The 17405-nt window shown below is 25.6% G+C and carries 19 protein-coding genes; all 19 read right to left on the minus strand.

Annotated features, from left to right (window positions below):
• Positions 1-15 precede the first annotated feature (15 nt).
• The 19 genes from folP to EV215_RS06455 all read right to left on the minus strand — a co-directional run bounded on the left by folP (position 16) and on the right by EV215_RS06455 (position 17404).
• Entirely contained in the window at positions 16-828 is an 813-nt protein-coding gene (gene folP, locus EV215_RS06365; protein WP_134113165.1) for a dihydropteroate synthase, read from the minus strand.
• Positions 829-885: 57 nt separating this feature from the next.
• Complete coding sequence (locus tag EV215_RS06370) at positions 886-1710, minus strand: NAD+ synthase (RefSeq protein ID WP_134113166.1); 825 nt, start codon at positions 1708-1710, stop codon at positions 886-888.
• Positions 1711-1722: 12 nt separating this feature from the next.
• A complete protein-coding gene (gene ylqF, locus EV215_RS06375) occupies positions 1723-2598 on the minus strand; it encodes a ribosome biogenesis GTPase YlqF (RefSeq protein ID WP_134113167.1) in 876 nt (291 codons plus the stop codon).
• A gap of 2 nt (positions 2599-2600) precedes the next feature.
• Positions 2601-3296, minus strand: coding sequence for a 16S rRNA (cytidine(1402)-2'-O)-methyltransferase (gene rsmI / locus EV215_RS06380; protein ID WP_134113168.1), 696 nt, complete (start codon positions 3294-3296; stop codon positions 2601-2603).
• A 107-nt stretch (positions 3297-3403) separates the two neighbouring features.
• The gene (locus EV215_RS06385; protein ID WP_134113169.1) at positions 3404-4693 is read right to left on the minus strand and encodes a S41 family peptidase; all 1290 of its coding nucleotides are present in this window, start codon (positions 4691-4693) and stop codon (positions 3404-3406) included.
• Positions 4683-5510, minus strand: a complete 828-nt coding sequence (locus tag EV215_RS06390; RefSeq protein WP_208320354.1) for a TlyA family RNA methyltransferase — start codon at positions 5508-5510, stop codon at positions 4683-4685. Before EV215_RS06390 ends, EV215_RS06385 begins: the two co-directional genes overlap by 11 nt.
• Before the next feature lie 14 nt (positions 5511-5524).
• On the minus strand, positions 5525-6343 hold the full coding sequence (locus EV215_RS06395) for an HD domain-containing protein (RefSeq protein WP_134113170.1): 819 nt from the start codon (positions 6341-6343) through the stop codon (positions 5525-5527).
• Positions 6333-8162, minus strand: a complete 1830-nt coding sequence (gene dxs / locus EV215_RS06400; protein ID WP_134113171.1) for a 1-deoxy-D-xylulose-5-phosphate synthase — start codon at positions 8160-8162, stop codon at positions 6333-6335. Before dxs ends, EV215_RS06395 begins: the two co-directional genes overlap by 11 nt.
• A gap of 12 nt (positions 8163-8174) precedes the next feature.
• Entirely contained in the window at positions 8175-8639 is a 465-nt protein-coding gene (locus EV215_RS06405) for a divergent PAP2 family protein (RefSeq protein WP_134113172.1), read from the minus strand.
• Positions 8640-8654: 15 nt separating this feature from the next.
• The gene (gene yhbY / locus EV215_RS06410) at positions 8655-8969 is read right to left on the minus strand and encodes a ribosome assembly RNA-binding protein YhbY (RefSeq protein WP_134113173.1); all 315 of its coding nucleotides are present in this window, start codon (positions 8967-8969) and stop codon (positions 8655-8657) included.
• A gap of 6 nt (positions 8970-8975) precedes the next feature.
• Positions 8976-10709: a ribonuclease J gene (locus EV215_RS06415; RefSeq protein ID WP_134113174.1), complete on the minus strand. Its 1734-nt coding sequence runs from the start codon at positions 10707-10709 to the stop codon at positions 8976-8978.
• A gap of 80 nt (positions 10710-10789) precedes the next feature.
• Positions 10790-11425, minus strand: a complete 636-nt coding sequence (locus EV215_RS06420; RefSeq protein WP_166667366.1) for a septum site-determining protein MinC — start codon at positions 11423-11425, stop codon at positions 10790-10792.
• A gap of 21 nt (positions 11426-11446) precedes the next feature.
• Positions 11447-13228: a penicillin-binding protein 2 gene (mrdA, locus tag EV215_RS06425; RefSeq protein WP_134113176.1), complete on the minus strand. Its 1782-nt coding sequence runs from the start codon at positions 13226-13228 to the stop codon at positions 11447-11449.
• Between the two features lie 25 nt (positions 13229-13253).
• Positions 13254-13667 (minus strand): hypothetical protein, encoded by a 414-nt coding sequence (locus EV215_RS06430; protein ID WP_134113177.1) that lies wholly within the window; start codon positions 13665-13667, stop codon positions 13254-13256.
• Positions 13667-14002: a ribosome silencing factor gene (gene rsfS, locus EV215_RS06435; protein ID WP_134113178.1), complete on the minus strand. Its 336-nt coding sequence runs from the start codon at positions 14000-14002 to the stop codon at positions 13667-13669. The genes EV215_RS06430 and rsfS overlap by 1 nt, the downstream gene beginning before the upstream one ends.
• Before the next feature lie 11 nt (positions 14003-14013).
• A complete protein-coding gene (locus tag EV215_RS06440; RefSeq protein ID WP_134113179.1) occupies positions 14014-15006 on the minus strand; it encodes a LytR C-terminal domain-containing protein in 993 nt (330 codons plus the stop codon).
• On the minus strand, positions 14987-16276 hold the full coding sequence (gene mtaB / locus EV215_RS06445) for a tRNA (N(6)-L-threonylcarbamoyladenosine(37)-C(2))-methylthiotransferase MtaB (RefSeq protein ID WP_134113180.1): 1290 nt from the start codon (positions 16274-16276) through the stop codon (positions 14987-14989). The genes EV215_RS06440 and mtaB overlap by 20 nt, the downstream gene beginning before the upstream one ends.
• Complete coding sequence (locus tag EV215_RS06450; RefSeq protein ID WP_134113181.1) at positions 16263-16982, minus strand: RsmE family RNA methyltransferase; 720 nt, start codon at positions 16980-16982, stop codon at positions 16263-16265. The genes mtaB and EV215_RS06450 overlap by 14 nt, the downstream gene beginning before the upstream one ends.
• Positions 16982-17404: an RrF2 family transcriptional regulator gene (locus EV215_RS06455; protein WP_134113182.1), complete on the minus strand. Its 423-nt coding sequence runs from the start codon at positions 17402-17404 to the stop codon at positions 16982-16984. The genes EV215_RS06450 and EV215_RS06455 overlap by 1 nt, the downstream gene beginning before the upstream one ends.
• Position 17405: the final 1 nt, after the last annotated feature.

A 17405-nucleotide genomic window follows, 5' to 3' on the forward strand; every position in this document is an offset into this window, starting at 1 on the left:
TATTTAGTTATAAAACTATACTTTCATTATTGCATCTATCATCTTAGCTACTCTTTTTGTTTCTTTTACATCATGTACTCTCAAAATATTAGCTCCATTTTGTACAGATAATGCTGCCACTGCTAGACTTCCTTCAAGTCTATCATCAGTCTCTACATCTAAAATTTTTCCAATAAACGATTTTCTTGAAGCTCCAATAAGTATCGGCAATTCAAATTCTTTAAATTTATTTAAATATTTTAAAATTTCTAGATTATGCTCTATCGTCTTACCAAATCCTATTCCTGGATCTAATATTAATCTATTTTTTTCAATCGAATACTTATCTAATTTTAATAAGAGAGTCTTAAATTCATCTTTTATGTCATTTATTATATTATTATAAGTAGGATTATTTTGCATTGTTTGAGGTGTCCCTTGCATATGCATAGCGATTAAATAGCATTCATACTCTTTAACTACTTCAAGCATCTTTTCATCTCTAAATCCAGTAATATCATTTATTATATCTACATTATACTTTAGACATTCTTTTGCTACTTCACTTTTATAAGTATCAATAGACAATATTACATCAAATTCTTTTTTTATTCTAGAAACAATAGGTATTACTCTATCAAGTTCTTCTTGTAACGGTACTACTTTTGCTCCCGGTCTAGATGATTCAGCTCCTACATCAATAATATCTGCACCTTCTTTTATCATTTCTTCTACTCTAATTAAAGCTTTATCTATATTATTATATTTTCCACCATCTGAAAATGAATCAGGAGTCACATTTAATATTCCCATTATTTTAGTATTTTCAAAAAAATCTATTTTCTTCATATATTTAACTCCTCGTATAACTTTTTTCTTCTATAATTTTTTAAATTCATTAATTTTCTATATTTCCCAATCTCTAGGATATCTAAAGTCTCTATCTATAGTTCTAGCTGATACTTTTGCTATTACTGGTAATTTTCTTTTGTATTGAGAAAATTTAATTTTTCTATACAATTTTTCTATAAACGGTCTCTCATATCCTTCATTTAATAACTCTTCATATGTTTTTCTTTCATCTATCATTGCATAAAGTAATTTATCGGCTTCATAATATGTAAATCCAAGTTCATTTTCATCACTTTGCCCTTCCCAAAGATCAGCACTTGGTTTTTTCTCTATTACTTCTTTTGGAACTCCCATATATTCTGATAATGCCCAAACTTGAGTTTTATATAAATCACCTATTGGATTTAATGCTGACGCCATATCTCCATGTTGAGTTCCATATCCTAATAATAACTCCGTTTTATTTGATGTTCCTAAAACAAGAGCATTTTCTCTTGCTGACATATCATAAAGAATAGTCATTCTTTCTCTTGCCATTTTATTTCCTTTTCTCATATTATTCATATCAGAAAATTTATTGAAATATGCATCTACCATATCTGTTATCTCTATTAATTCACTTTTTATTTTTGATTTTTCTACTACCAATTTTGCGTGGTCTATACTATTTTGACTAGATGATTTATAAGGCATCATTACTCCTAGTACATTTTCAGGCCCTAATGCTTCTTTTGCAATAAAAGCTACTAATGCAGAATCTATTCCTCCTGATAGTCCTAATACTGCTTTTTTAAATCCTGATTTATGTACTTCTTCTCTTACAAAGTCTACTAATATTTTTTGTGTAAGTTCTAAATTTAAATCAAGTTTATTTTTCATAACCTAACCTCTCTAATTATTATTTTCTATATCTATTACAAATTTTCCTAAATTACAAGCTCTATAATCTCTAAGTATTTTATATGCTGCTTGAAGTGTATCAAGTTTTTCACCTTTTTGCAACATTCCTAAATTTTTTGCTACTTTTTGTAATATGATTTCAGGTAATTCATTAATATCACTTTTTTCTAATCTATATTTTTCTATAAATATTCCTTCTTTATTTAATTGTTTAATTCTTTTTATAAATTCTTGAGCAACTTCTTCTATAGGAAGTATTTCATCTTTTATAGCCCCTGCAATAGCAAGACTATATCCTACAAATTCATTTTCAAATCTAGGCCATAATATCCCTGGAGTATCAAGTAGTTCCACCCCTTGTTTTATTCTAATCCATTGCTTCCCTTTTGTAAATCCAGGTTTATTTCCTACACCAGCAGAATTTTTCCCAACTATTCTATTAATTAATTTTGATTTACCTACATTTGGTATACCTGCTACTATTATTCTTACATTTACATTTCTCAAACCTTTTTTTTTCATTTTTTCTACTTTTTCTTTTGATAACTCATTTATTAATGAAAAAACTTTTTTTATATTATATCCAGTTTCTGCACTAATCTCAAGTACTTCATTTGCCATATTATTTTCTTTAAAATATTTTTTCCATCTATTTATCTCTTCTTTTTCTACTAAATCTGATTTATTTAATAAAAGTAATCTTTTTTTATTTTTTGCAAATTTTGGTATATCTGGATTTTTACTGCTTAATGGTATTCTCGCATCTACTATTTCTAATACAATATCTATTATCTTCATATTTTCATTTATCATATCTTTTGTTTTTTTCATATGCCCTGGATACCAATTTATTTTTGTCATTGACACTTTTAATCTTCCTCTCTTTTCTTTCTCTCTTTATAATTCTCAAGTCCTTCTACTATTAGTACTATTTCACCTTTTACTGTCTTACTTTCAAATACATTTAACACTTCTTCTATACTACCTTTTACTATTTCTTCATAAATTTTTGTTATTTCTCTAGCAATAGTAACTTGTCTATCTCCTAAATACTCTTTTATTTCTTTTAAAGTTTTTACAATTCTATGTGGCGATTCAAATATCACTATATTTCTTTCTTCTTCTTTTAATTTATTCAGTAATGTCTGTCTTCCTTTTTTCTTTGGTAAAAACCCTTCATATGCTATTCTTCTCATATTCATACCACATACTGAACTTGCTGCTGTCAACGAACTTGCTCCAGGAATGGGTACTACTTTTATTCCTTTTTCTAATGCTTTTTCTACAACTTCATATCCTGGATCAGATATACATGGAGTCCCTGCATCTGTTACAAGTGCTATATCTTTTTCATCAATTAATAAATTCATAATGTTAGCTATTTGATGATGTTTACTGTGTTCATCATATCTATATATTATATTTTCTATTTCAAAATGATTAAGCAACTTTTTTGTTACTCTTGTATCTTCTGCAAAAATATAATCTACTTTTTTTAAAATTTTTATTGCACGAAATGTCATATCTTCTAAATTACCAATTGGTGTCGCTACTATATAAAGCATTTTTATACCTCTCTTAACTTTTCTTTTATATTCATATTTATCCTTCTACAATATTAAAATAAGTCCTTTAAAAATTAAAGGACTTATTTTATTTTTATCTTTTAAATTTATTTTGTATTGTATAATATTATTCCTTTTAATATTGATTCTGCCATAATAAGTTGTTCATCTTTTTTTTCTTCAAGTTCTTTCTTTTTCTCTTCACCTTCTGATTTTCCTATAGCATCTATTATTTCATGTTTTGTTTCTTCTAAACTGCTCTCTTCTACATTTGTTAATGTACCTTCAAAGAATAAAAAATCATCCTTTTCTTTTACTTCAACATCTGGCATTATTCCTTTTTCATGAATACTTTCTCCATTTGGGGTAAAATATTTTGCAATTGTTAATTTTATTCCATCACCATTTGCTAAATAAAATATATTTTGTACAGAACCTTTACCAAAACTTTTTTCTCCTACTAGTAATCCTCTTTTATAATCTTTTATTGCACCAGATACTATTTCACTTGCTGAAGCCGATCCTTCATTTATCAATATCACTAATGGAAAATCTCCTAAATAATCTCCTTCTCTTTTATATACATACTCTTTTCCTTTTGCATCTTTCATACTTACTATCTTACCTTCTTTTATAAATAAAGATGCTACTTTTATTGCTTCAGCTAATTGTCCACCAGGATTTGTTCTAAGATCAAATATAAGCCCTTTCATTCCTTGCTTTTTTAAATTTATTATAGATTTTTCTATATCTTTAGATACATTGCTACTAAATTGTGTAAGTCTAACATATCCTATTTTATTATCCAACATTTTACTTTTTACATACTTTAATTCTATTATATCTCTTTTAAGAGTAATATCTATTGTTTTATCTATACTTTCTCTATAAATTTTTATATTAACTGTTGTATCTTTAGCTCCTCTTAATTTTTTTTGACATTCTTCACTTGTAAGAGGTATAGTACTTTCTCCGTTTATTTCTAATATTCTATCTTTAGGCTTTATTCCAGCTCTAAATGCAGGTGTATCTTCTATTGGTGATACTACTAAAAGTGCTTCATCTTGTTTTTTATTTATTACCATTCCTACACCAACAAATTCACCTTCCATATCTTCTTCAAAACTTTCTAATTCTTTTTTTTCAAAATATGTAGTGTGTGGATCATCTAATACTGATATCATTCCTTTTAAAGCCCCTTGTAAAAGTTTCTCTTTTGTTACTTTATCTTGTTTTTCATATGTTAAAACAAAATTTTCATCTATTAAATTCATTACAGATTCTATTACTAACTCTACATATCTTTGCTCTACATCTTGTTTATTTTCCGTTTTACTAAAAGTAAAACTATTAATTAAGATTATTAATAAAATTATTATTCCTTTTTTATTTAGCATTTTTTTCCTCCTTAATTTTTTTTGCCTTTTCTAACAATTCATCAATATTTAAGTTTATATTTCCTTTTTCTTTATAAATGAATTTTGTTATATATTCTATATTTCCTTTTGTTCCTTTAATAGGAGATACATCTATATTAACTAAATAAAACCCTGTTTCTGTGGCTATTTTTAATACATTCTCGATAGCTAATTTATGTTTTGATATATCTCTTACTATTCCACCTTTTTCAATATTTTCAGGTCCTACTTCAAATTGTGGTTTAATAAGAGCCATTAATATGCCTTTTTCTTTAATAAATTTATTTAAATTAGGAATTATTTTAGTAATAGATATAAAAGATACATCCATTACTAAAATATCAACTTTTTCATTATCTATATCATTTAAAGTTAAATTTTTTATATGCATGTTTTCAATTGATTTTACTCTTTTATTGTCTCTTAATTTCCATGCGAGTTGATTTGTTCCTACATCTACTGCATATACGTATTTTGCACCATTTTGTAATGAACAATCAGTAAAACCACCTGTAGATGACCCTATATCAAGTACTATTTTATCTTTAAAATCTATATTAAACTCTTTTATTGCCTTTTCTAATTTATATCCTCCTCTACTTACATAAGGACAAACATCGCCTTTTATTCTTATTTCAGGTTCTTTCTCTTCATTATATTTTATAATAGTTCCCGCTTTATCAATTTTTTGATTATTAACTAAAATTAATCCCGCCATAATAGCTCTTTTAGCTTTTTCTCTACTATCAAAAAAACCTTTTTTTACTAGTAAAATATCTAATCTCTCTTTTATCATTAATTCCACCTAATTTATTTGAAATTTTTCATTTTATAACAATATTCTAATAATTCATTATCCAAAATAAGATTTTCAAAACCATTTTTTTCTACTTTTTTTAACAATGCTTCTGTTTCTTTTATTCTTCTAGAAAAGCTATAATCTCCATTTGGAACAGTTTTATTTTGATAATAATACTCTAAAAGTTCTTGATTATTTTTAAGCCCTAAATATATCTTAGCTCTTTTTAATCTATCATTTATTATTCCTTCTGTCTGACCTGTAATTTTAATGATTTGTTTTTTAGTATGCCCTTTACTCATTAATGCTACTATTTTTTTTGCTCCAATAGGATTTATTCTATGATACGTTGCTGAATATTTATCTGCTAAATGCACTATATCATCTTCTCTACTATTTGGAACAATTTTTCCCCACCTTCCATGATGAGAAAGAACTATATGTACTATTTTTTCAAATTTCCCATCCAAAATCTCAACTTTTGTGGCTTTCTCTACTTCTTTTAATATTTTTTCAGCTTCTTTTCTTACTTGTGCTGGATAATTTCTCATTAAATTACTATGCGAAATTTCATTATTCTTTAATCTTAAAGTAGCCTTTGTAGTATCGTGTATTATTACTCCTACTAAAATAACAAACATATCAATTTCTTTTGCTGCATTCTCCATTGTTCTATATCTTTTTTTCATCTCTTTAATTGAAGTTTTTAATACATCATAAGTATGCACAGCTACAGAAATCCCTTTGTCATCCACTAATTTAAGTTGCTGAATTGTAGGGTGAAAAACTAAATTTTGTAAAAATTCATCTACTAATGCTTTACTTTCCACCTTTTCTCCCTTCTAAAATTCTATTCAATAAATTTTGACCTCTTAATCCTTGTTCTTTTAATATTTCATCTCTTTTAGCATGCTCAATAAATTCTTGAGGTAGTCCTATTTTATTTATTTTTTTTAATATATTATTTTCATTTAAATAATTTATTAAATTAGCTCCAAATCCTGTTACTTCAATTCCTTCTTCTAATACGAATATATTTTCATATTTAGATATATTTTCTAAAATATATTCTTTATCAAAAGGTCTTATCCAAGCTGCGGATACAATTGTTGGGTTTAAATTATTTTTTATTATTTCATCATAAATATTTATTATTTCATAAAACATACTTCCTATAGCTATAATAAGATCTTTTTCTCCTGTTTTTATCTCATTCCATTTTCCTCTACTAACTTTAAAAGAATTTCCTTTATAATTAAAAGATTTTTCCCTTGGAATCCTTATGGCAATAGGATTATTAATATTAGTAGAATAATCTAATATATCAACTAATTCTCTACATGTTGTTGGAGCTACTATATCTATATGTGGTATAGTTAACAAATATGATATATCAAATAATCCATTATGTGTTTTTCCATCTTCTCCTACGATTCCTGCTCTATCTATAATAAGTCTTACTGGTGAATTTTGAATAGCTATATCATGAATTAATTGATCATAACCTCTTTGTAAAAATGTAGAATATAATGCTAAATATGGTTTTTTTCCTTCTAATGCAAGTGCAGAAGAAAAAGTTACCGCATATTCTTCAGCTATTCCTACATCAAATGCTCTTTCAGAAAATTCATTAAAAAATTCTAATAATCCTGTACCTTTTACCATTGCTGCTGAAATTGCCATAATATCTTTATCTTTTTTAGCTAGTTCTACTAAAGTTTTCCCAAAAACTTCAGAATAAGTTTTTTTATTACTTTTTTCAACTTCACCTGTTTTTATATCAAAAGGAGATATCCCATGAAATTTTTCTTTATTTTCTTCAGCATGCAAATATCCTTTTCCTTTTTCCGTTTTTACATGTAAAAAAACTGGTCCCTCTATTGTTTTTATATATTCAAGTATCTGTAAAAGTTTTTCAAAATTATTCCCATCTATTGGTCCAAAATATTTAAATCCTAATTTTTCTATTATACTAATAGGTGACACAAAATATTTTAATGAACCTTCTATTTTTTTTATAAAATCAGCTATTCCTTTTCCCATATAAATTTTTCTTATTAGGCCCTCTATATCATGTTTTAAATCATTATAAAACTTGGTATCCATTATTCCTTTAAATAATTTAGAAATAGCTCCTACATTTTTTCCTATAGACATTTCATTATCATTTAATATAATAATAACATTTTTTAAATTTCTTCCCCCTATATTATTGAGTGCTTCAAAATTTTCTCCATTTGCAAAAGAAGCATCACCTACAATAGCTATTATTTTATTATTTTTATTTACTTCAGCTATTCCTGCTGCTGCTGCAAGTGAATTTCCAGCATGTCCCGATATAAAATGATCATGTATGCTTTCTCTTCTATCTGTAAATGGCGTTAACCCATTTTTTTTTCTAATTGTATTTATTTTTTCTTTTCTTCCAGTTAAAATTTTGTGCACATAGCTCTGATGCCCTACATCAAACAAAAATTTATCTTGCGGAGAATTAAAAATTTTATGAAGAGCTATCGTTAATTCTACAACTCCTAAATTTGGTCCGAGATGTCCTCCATTAGTACTTACTACATTTATTAGAAGCTCTCTTATTTCTTGTGATGATTTTTCTAGTTCTTCTATATTTTGTGTTTTTATATCTAAATTCATTATTAAACCCCACTATTTCAATATATATGATTTCATTGCAAATGAAACAGCTATTCCAAGTAATGCTCCTACTAGTACTTCAATAGGCTCATGTCCTAATAACTCTTTTAAATCATTTTCCATCTCTTTCATATCAAAGTTATTATTTTTTAAATTTCTAACTATTTTATTTATTACCCCTGCCTGCTTACCAGCTGCTCTTCTTATTCCTGTAGCATCATACATAACAATAATCCCAAAAACAGTTGCAATAGCAAACTCTATACTATTTGACCCTTTTAAAATAGCTATAGAAGTCGCTATCGATGTAACAGTAGAGGAATGTGAACTTGGCATCCCTCCTGTTTCAAATAATCTATGAAATTTTAATCCTTCTTTTTTTAAAAACGGACTAATCACCTTATAAAATTGTGCTAAAAAAGCAGCTAAAAATGCTACATCTAATATTTTATTCCCAAAAATTATACCTTGCGTCATCCCGTTGTACCATCCTTATATTTTTTTTATTTTATCTGAATACACAGGTTTTTTTTCATTTTCTTTAAAGAATATAATTGTTTTTCCTATTATATCTACTATTTCTATTTCTGATTTTTTAGATATTTTTTCTGCAATTTCTCTTAATTCTTGTTTTGAAAGTTCTGCATTTTGAAGAGCTTTTACTTTTATTAACTCTTTTACTCTAATAGCATTTTCTATATTTTCTATTATATTATCTGTCAAACCATCTTTTCCTATTCTTACGACTGCTGTTAGATCATGTGCTTGTTGTTTTAAAAAACTTCTTTGTTTACTGTTTAATTTCATTTATTTTTAAACCTCCATTATGATTGGTAAAATTATCGGATTTCTTTTTGTTTCTTCATATAAATATTTACTTGCTGTATCTTTTATTGTTCCTTTTAAAATATTCCATTCTGTTACACTATTTTTTTCATGTACTTCTAAATTTTGTTTAATAAGTTTTGTTGTTTCATTTATTAAATTTTCTGATTCTCTAGAATAAACAAAACCTCTTGTTATTATATCAGGTCCTGATACTATCATACCAGTTTTCTTAGAAATAGTTACAACCACAATTACTATTCCATCTTGTGCTAAATGTTGTCTATCTCTAAGTACAATATTTCCTACATCTCCTACTCCAAGTCCATCTATTAATACATCACCTGACGGAACTTTTCCTACTTCCTTTGCGTATTCTTTTGTTAACTCTATTTTTTTACCATTTTCAGTAATAATAATATTTTCTACTGGTATTCCACACTCTATAGCTAATTGTCTATGTGCTTTCAACATTTTATATTCACCATGGACAGGCATAAAATTTTTAGGTTTTATTAAGTTAAGCATTAGTTTTAATTCATCTTGACTTCCATGACCAGATACATGTATTCCAGCTACTTTTTTAAAAACTACTTCTGCTTCTTTTTTTAGTAAATTATTTATATTACTATAAACAGCTTTTTCATTTCCTGGAATTGGTGTAGCTGATATTATCACAGTATCTTCTTCTCTTATTGTTATATGTCTATGCATATTTTTTGCTATCCTTGAAAGTGCTGCTAATGGCTCTCCTTGTGTCCCTGTACAAAGTATAACTACTTCATTATCTTTTCTATTTTCTACATTTTTTAAAGACACCATTAGCCCTTTAGGTACTTCTAAATATCCAAGTCTTGTAGCTATTTCAAAAACTTTTACCATACTTCTTCCATCTATGGCTATTTTTCTATTAGTTTCTTTTGCTACATCTACAATTTGTTGCAATCTATGTATATGTGATGCAAATGCCGCTACTATTATTCTTCCTTTAGCATTTCTAAATTCATTTCTAAGTGCTTCACCTACACTTCTTTCTGATGGTGTAAATCCTGGTATTTCAGAATTTGTACTATCTGCTAAAAGTAAATCTACCCCTTCTTCACCTAAAGCTGCAAGTCTTTGAAAATCAAATCCTACATTATCTACTGGTGTTAAATCCACTTTAAAATCTCCTGTATGAACTATTCTACCAGCTGGCGTATTTATACATATAGAATAAGCATCTGCTATTGAATGTGTTACTCTAATAAATTCTACTTCAAAATATTTTCCTATTTTTTTTACACTTCTATTAGTTATTTCATAAGTTTTTGGTTTATGTGATATTCCGCCAAAATTATCAAACTTTGACATAGCTAATGCTATACTTAATTTTCCACCATAGATAGGAACAGTACTATCTATTTTTTGATATAAATACGGAATTGCTCCTATATGATCCTCATGCCCGTGTGTAAGTACAAGTCCTTTTACTTTATCTTTATTTTTTTCTAAATAATTATAATCTGGAATTACCAAATCTATTCCATATAAATTCTCATCTGGAAAACTGCTTCCTGCATCTATAACAATTATTTCATCTCTATATTGAATAATTGTACTGTTTTTCCCTACTTCTTCTAACCCACCAAGTGGCATTATATATACTTTTTCTTCTTTTCTAGGTTTATCATTATTTTTTGTTCTTTCTATCTTTTTATTTATCTTATTTGTTTCTTTCATTAAAAAACCCCCGGACTCTTTCTATTTTATTTTATATTTTTCTTACCAATTCTTTATTTTGACATCCTTTCAAAATAAAGCTACACTCTTTTTTTATTAAAAACAAATCTAAAAAAACTTTTTTTCTCTTCTATTTTTTCTCCTGATTTTTCTAATAATTTTTTAAATTCATTTTCATTTAATCTTTCTACTTCTATTTTATTATTATTTAAACTTATTTTTTCAGGTACAGAAACTTCTCTTATTTTAGGATATTTTGCCATAATATTCGCTATTTTTATATGATTTAAATTTATTTCATTCGCCACTACTATAGCTTTATTATTTCCTTTAGAGCCAGCATGAATAAATCCTTTTGCTTTCCCAAAAATAAAAACACTTCCTGTAGCTATAAGCTCTGCTCCAATATTTAAATCTCCTAGCAAAATAACATCTCCATCAATTTCTATTTTCTGACCTGAATGTATTTTTTTCTCAATTATTTGTACTTTTTTATATATAATCTGTGGTGTTATATCTTTTATTAAATACAAAAAGTGTCCTTTTTCATTTAAAATATTATATATATCTTTATAATATTTCTTATTTTTTCTTTCTAAAAGAAAATCTGTTTCTACATCAAAAAAGTTTTTTTCTATATTTTCTTTTAGATCTAAAATATTTTTTTCATAATCTTCTATTTTTATTAAGATTCCGTCTTTTAGATATTTCAACACTTTTAACTCCCCCCCACAGATTTATTTATTTTCATAATACTTATCAATAAAAGCATTAACTGCTTTTGTTGCAATAGCTCCTCCAGAACCCCCTCCTTCAACAAATGAAACGAAAACAATTTCTGGATTATCTGCAGGAAAATAACCTGCTGCCCATGCATGTGTATCACTATACATTGAATTTTGTGCAGATCCTGTTTTAGCTGCTATTTTTACAAAATCTCTTCTCAATCTCCTTCCAGTTCCATGATTACTATCTACAACTTGTACCATTGCTTCTCGAAGTGTATCAAAATACTCTTTTTTACCGTTATATAATATAGAAATTTCATGTTCTATATTTTTCACTTTACCTTCACTATCTATCACTTTATCTAATATATGTGGTTTATAACCTATTCCATTATTAGCTAAAACATCATAGGCTAATAACATCTGTAAAGGGGTCACTAATAAATACCCTTGACCTATAGATAAGTTTACTGTATCTCCTCTATACCAACCTTCACCATAATGAACTTTTTTCCACTCTTTGTCTGGAAGTATTCCTACTTTTTCATCTGGTAAATCTATTCCTGTTTTTTTCCCCAATCCAAATTTAGATGCTGTTTCTATTATTGGTTTATGTCCTATTTTATCTCCCATTGTATAATAATATGTATTAACAGACTCAATAATAGATTTTTCCATATTAGTATAACCGTGTCCACCTCTTTTCCAACTTCTATATTTCCATTTTCCTATTTGATAATATCCTGGGTCATAAATTTCATAGTCTTTATCTATTCCTTGTTCTAAAAAACTCATAGCTACTAATGGTTTAAAGATTGAACCTGGTGGATAAGTACTTCCTGTAATTCTATTTATAAGAGGTCTGCTAGGATTTTTAATCAGCTTATTCCAGTCTTTTGTACTAAATTTTGAAGTAAACATATTTAAAGAATATTCTGGACTACTTACCATAGTTATAATTTTTCCTGTTTTAGCTTCCATTGCTAAAAATGCTGCTTTTTCATTTCCTAAAAAATCTGTAATGTATTTTTGTAATTCATAATCTATACTTAAATATAGATTACTCCCTGGTTTTACTTCTGCATTTTTTATTTTTTTTACAATTTTATTATATGCATTTACTTCAATGTATTCATAGCCATCTTTTCCTTGCAATAATTCATCATACTGTTTTTCAATTCCTTTTTTACCAGTATAGCTTCTTTTGGTATAGACTGGATTATCTTTTAATTTTTCATATTCTTTTTCTGTTATAGGCTTAATATATCCAAGTACATGAGATGCCAAATCATTATAAATATAGTATCTTTTCGAATAAGAAATAACATCTAAATATGAATATTTACTTATTTTTTCCATTATTTTATGTGCTTTTTCTATTTCTAAATCTTGCTCAAGTACGTTTTCTCCTGTATAAGTATATATTTCTCCATATTTTATTTTTTTTATCACACTCTCTTTTGAAATTCCTAATAACTCCGCTATATTTTTTACTATTTCATCATTATATCTTCTACCATTTAAATATACTAATCTATATCCAGCTATATTTTTTACTAATAATTTTCCATTTCTATCATATATATTTCCTCTGGGTGCTTCTATCCTTCTTATTTTTATCCTATTTTTTTTAGACTTTTCAATAAATTCTTCACGATTATATACTTGCATATAAAAAAGTCTTATAAGTACTAATCCATAAACTAAAATTATAAATATTTTTAAAATATTTAAACGAAATTTATAATTTTTTACTAAACTTATTTTTATTTCATTTTGCTTTTTTCTCATTTTTGCACCCATCTTTTTTCAAATTCTAGCTTTTTTCAAATTCTAATTTATAAAAAATATAATTCATTACATATACAAATAAAAACTCTTTAACAAATGAATATAAATTTAACAAACTGTATTCAAAAAAATTTATATATAAAAGATATAAAATCACCTCTATAAGTGTAATAATAAATATATTGATTCCTTGAAAAAGAATAAATTTATAAAAAATACGAAGAATAATAAAAAGAAATAAAAAAAACACAATAGGTCTTTCTACATGATAGCCTGAAAGACCTACAACAAATCCTATAATAAATAGATATGGTAGAGAAAAATATTCTTTTGTAAAAATAATATATCCAGCATAACTAAGAGCTACTGCATTATAAGGAAAATCTACATAAACACTAGTTTCTAAAAACACTAAAAAAATTATTATTATTAAATTCATTATTTTCTAATAACTTCCCTTGCGCTACTCCATAATTGTTCTAATGCATAGTATTCTCTATTTTCACTATTTAAAAGATGAATTACTATGTCATCATAATCAATTAATATCCATTTTGCTTCTTTGTAGCCCTCAATTCCTAATCTTTTTTCTCCCATTTCATTCATTTTTTTATTTATTTCATCAGCTATTGCTTGAGCATTTTTTTCAGAATTAGGAGTAGCTATAACTACTTTATCACATAAACTATTTTTTCCTTCAAAATCTAATACCAATATATCTTTTCCTTTTTTTTCTTCAATAGCATCTATTATCTTTAATATTTTTTCCTCCATTTTTTCCTCCATTATTTAAGTAGAATATTTATTTTATTATTAAGTTCATTGTTTTCTCTTAGATTTTCTATATTTAATAATTTTGATAGTTTATATGCAGTATAATAATCTTCACTATTGTATTCAATCATATTATCTGATATATCTATGTCTTTTTTTATTCTTTTTGTTGTAATATATCCTTCATTTTTTAGTAATTTATATACTTTTTCATCATAAGAATCTTTTCTAATGACATAAATATCTAATAAATTTTTTTGTTCCTTCCCTAATATGATTACTAAGTTTGCTATCGTAGGTAAATTTGCATTTTCTTTTACTTTTATATATTTTTCATTTATAGTTAACAATAATTTTTTTAAAGTTTCTTCTGATAATCCATTATTTATTATATACGTGTATTCTGTAAGTTCTTCATAATTTGCTGCATTATATTTAAATCCTAACTCTTCTTGTATTTTTTTACCTGTTGCAGTTGCATATCCTGTTTTACCATTAGCATTTAATATATCCACTATTATTTCTTCTGGTCTTATAGAATTTAATTCTTCTTTATCATAATAAAGTTTAGAAAAAACCTCTGTTAAACCAGAATTAAGTATATATTTTTTACCATTTTTTTCTATATAAGGTATTATTATTTGATGTTCTGTTTCTATTTTTATATCGCTATTATTTTTTACAACTATATAATTTTCTAACTTTACAGGTAGTACATCATTTAATACATTTAAAAGGTCTGCATATCTCTTTTCTTTTATATAATTTTTAAATTGCATATCTTTTGTTAAATAAACTTCCATAGGAAGCATTATAGATAGCTTTTTATCATAAACAATAAAAAGATTTCTTTTTCCTATTAAAACATAATTCTCCCATACAACATCTTTTTTTTGAGAATTTACTCTAAGAGTTCTATAAGAAAAAAATAAAAATACTATTACTATCAGAGATATTAGATATTTTTTTTGTTTTCTTTTAAATTTATTTTTTCTTATATTCACTATAAAGCAACCCCTTTGTCAAGTTATTTATTTTTACTTTTACAATTTGATTTACTTCTAATTCTTCATCTATTTTTACTTTTAAATAATTTCTACTATAACCGTATGATTTTCCTTCTTTTATCTCTTCTACTAACACTTCTAATTCTTTATTTAAATATATTTCTCTCTCTTTTTTATACATCTCTTTAGCTAATTTCTCTAAGTTTTTAGAACGTATTTTCTTTGTTTCTGCTGATACTTTTTCTTGATATGTCGATGCTAAAGTATTTTCTCTATCTGAATATTGAAAAATATGTAAATCTGAAAAAGATATATCTTTTATTAAATTATATGTGTTTTCAAAATTTTTATCTTTTTCATGTGGAAATCCTACAATAACATCTCCTGTAAATTTAATATCTTTTACCTCTTTTTTTATTTTAGAAAGGACATTTTTTACAAGTTTTGAATCATATTTTCTTTTCATTAAAGATAATATTTCATCATCTCCAGATTGAAGTGAGATATGAAGATGTGGCATAAGTTTATTATTTGTTTTTAACTGATTTATAAATCTATCTGTGATTTTATCAGGATAAATGGAACCTAATCTTATTCTTTCTATTCCATCTATTTTACTTATTTCATCTATTACATCTTCTATTCTTATATCTCCAATATCTTCTCCATAAGAACCAAGATTTATTCCAATCAAAATTATTTCTTTAAATCCTTCTTTTGCTAATTCTTTTATCTCTTTTATTATACTTTCTAGTTGTCTACTTCTTTTGTGTCCTCTAGCAAAAGGAATTTTACAATAAGAACAAAAATTATCACATCCATCTTGTATTTTTACATAAGCTCTATTCATCTCTCTAAAAGTAGTAAAACTATATTCTTTATAATCTTTTTCATCAAATATATTTTTTATATACATTTTTTTTGTATCAGAAATAAGATTAAAAATTTCGCCTTTATCTGTATTTCCTACTATATAATCAATATCATTTATTTTTTCCAATTCTTTTGCATTTGTCTGTGCATAACACCCCGTAACTATAAGCAGTGAATCTTTATTAATTTTTTTAGTTCTTCTCAGTATATTTCTAGTTTTTTTATCTGCCATAGCTGTAACAGTACACGAATTCACTACATATATATCCGCATAATCATCAAAGTCAACAACATTATATCCATTATCTACAAATTGCTTTTTTATACTTTCTGTTTCATATTGATTTACTTTACATCCTAATGTATAAAAAGCAACTTTTTTATTTAAACTCATTTACTAATATTCCTCCTGCTACAATAGCTGCTGTTTCAGCTCTAAGTATTCTTTTTCCTAATGTTGCTATTTCACTATTATTTAATTCTTTTAAATATTTAATCTCGTTTGTAGAAAAACCACCTTCTGAACCTATTATATATAATATATTTTGTATGTTTTTTCCTTTATATTTTTCTAAAACATTTAATATCTTATGTTCTTTATCCGCTTCATAAGGAATGATTATAAGATCATACATATCAAATTTTATATTTTTCAATTTTACAGGTTCCTCTATTATTGGTAATTTTACTCCTTGGCATTGTTTTAATGCTTCTTTTGCAATGATATCCCATTTTTCTTTTTTTTCTTTAATTTTTACTACTGTTCTTTCTAAAACAGTAGGAATAATTTTATCTATTCCTATTTCAGTTAATTTTTGAATTGTTAAATCCATTTTATCATTTTTTATAATTCCCATCGCAATTTCTATAGAAACATCTGATTTTTCAGGATTTTCATTTATTTCGTCTATTTCAAGTAATATATATTTTTTATCTACTTCTATTATATGAGTAATATACTCTTTTTCTCCATCAACAACTCTTACAATATCTGATATTTTTAATCTAAAAGAATTTTTTAAATGATTAATATCTTTTTTATTTGTAATCTCTATTATTTTACCATTTATATTCTTCTTTTCCACAAAAATACTTATCATTAAAACTCCTTAATATCATTATCAATAAGTTCTCTTAAAGTTGTATTTTTTAATATATCAGTTAACGCTTTATTCATTTTATCCCACAAGTAAATTGTTTTACAATTATCTCTTACACATGCTTTGGAATGTTTATCACACACAACAACTCTAACATCTGATTCTAATATTTCAAATATTTCTAAAATGTTTATTTCTGATGCTTTTTTAATTAATTTATATCCACCATTAGGTCCTCTTTTTCCTTCTATTATATTAGCTTTTTTTAATTTAAACAATATTTGTTCTAAATATTGAATTGATAAATTTTGATCTTCTGATATTTCTTTTATTCTGACTAATTTCCTCTCATTTTCTTCTATTTGAGTGGCAATATATATAAGCGCTCTAAGCCCATATCTTGTTTTTGTACTTATTTTCATA

The organism is Hypnocyclicus thermotrophus (genome assembly GCF_004365575.1).
GTDB classification, from domain to species: Bacteria; Fusobacteriota; Fusobacteriia; order Fusobacteriales; family Fusobacteriaceae; genus Hypnocyclicus; species Hypnocyclicus thermotrophus.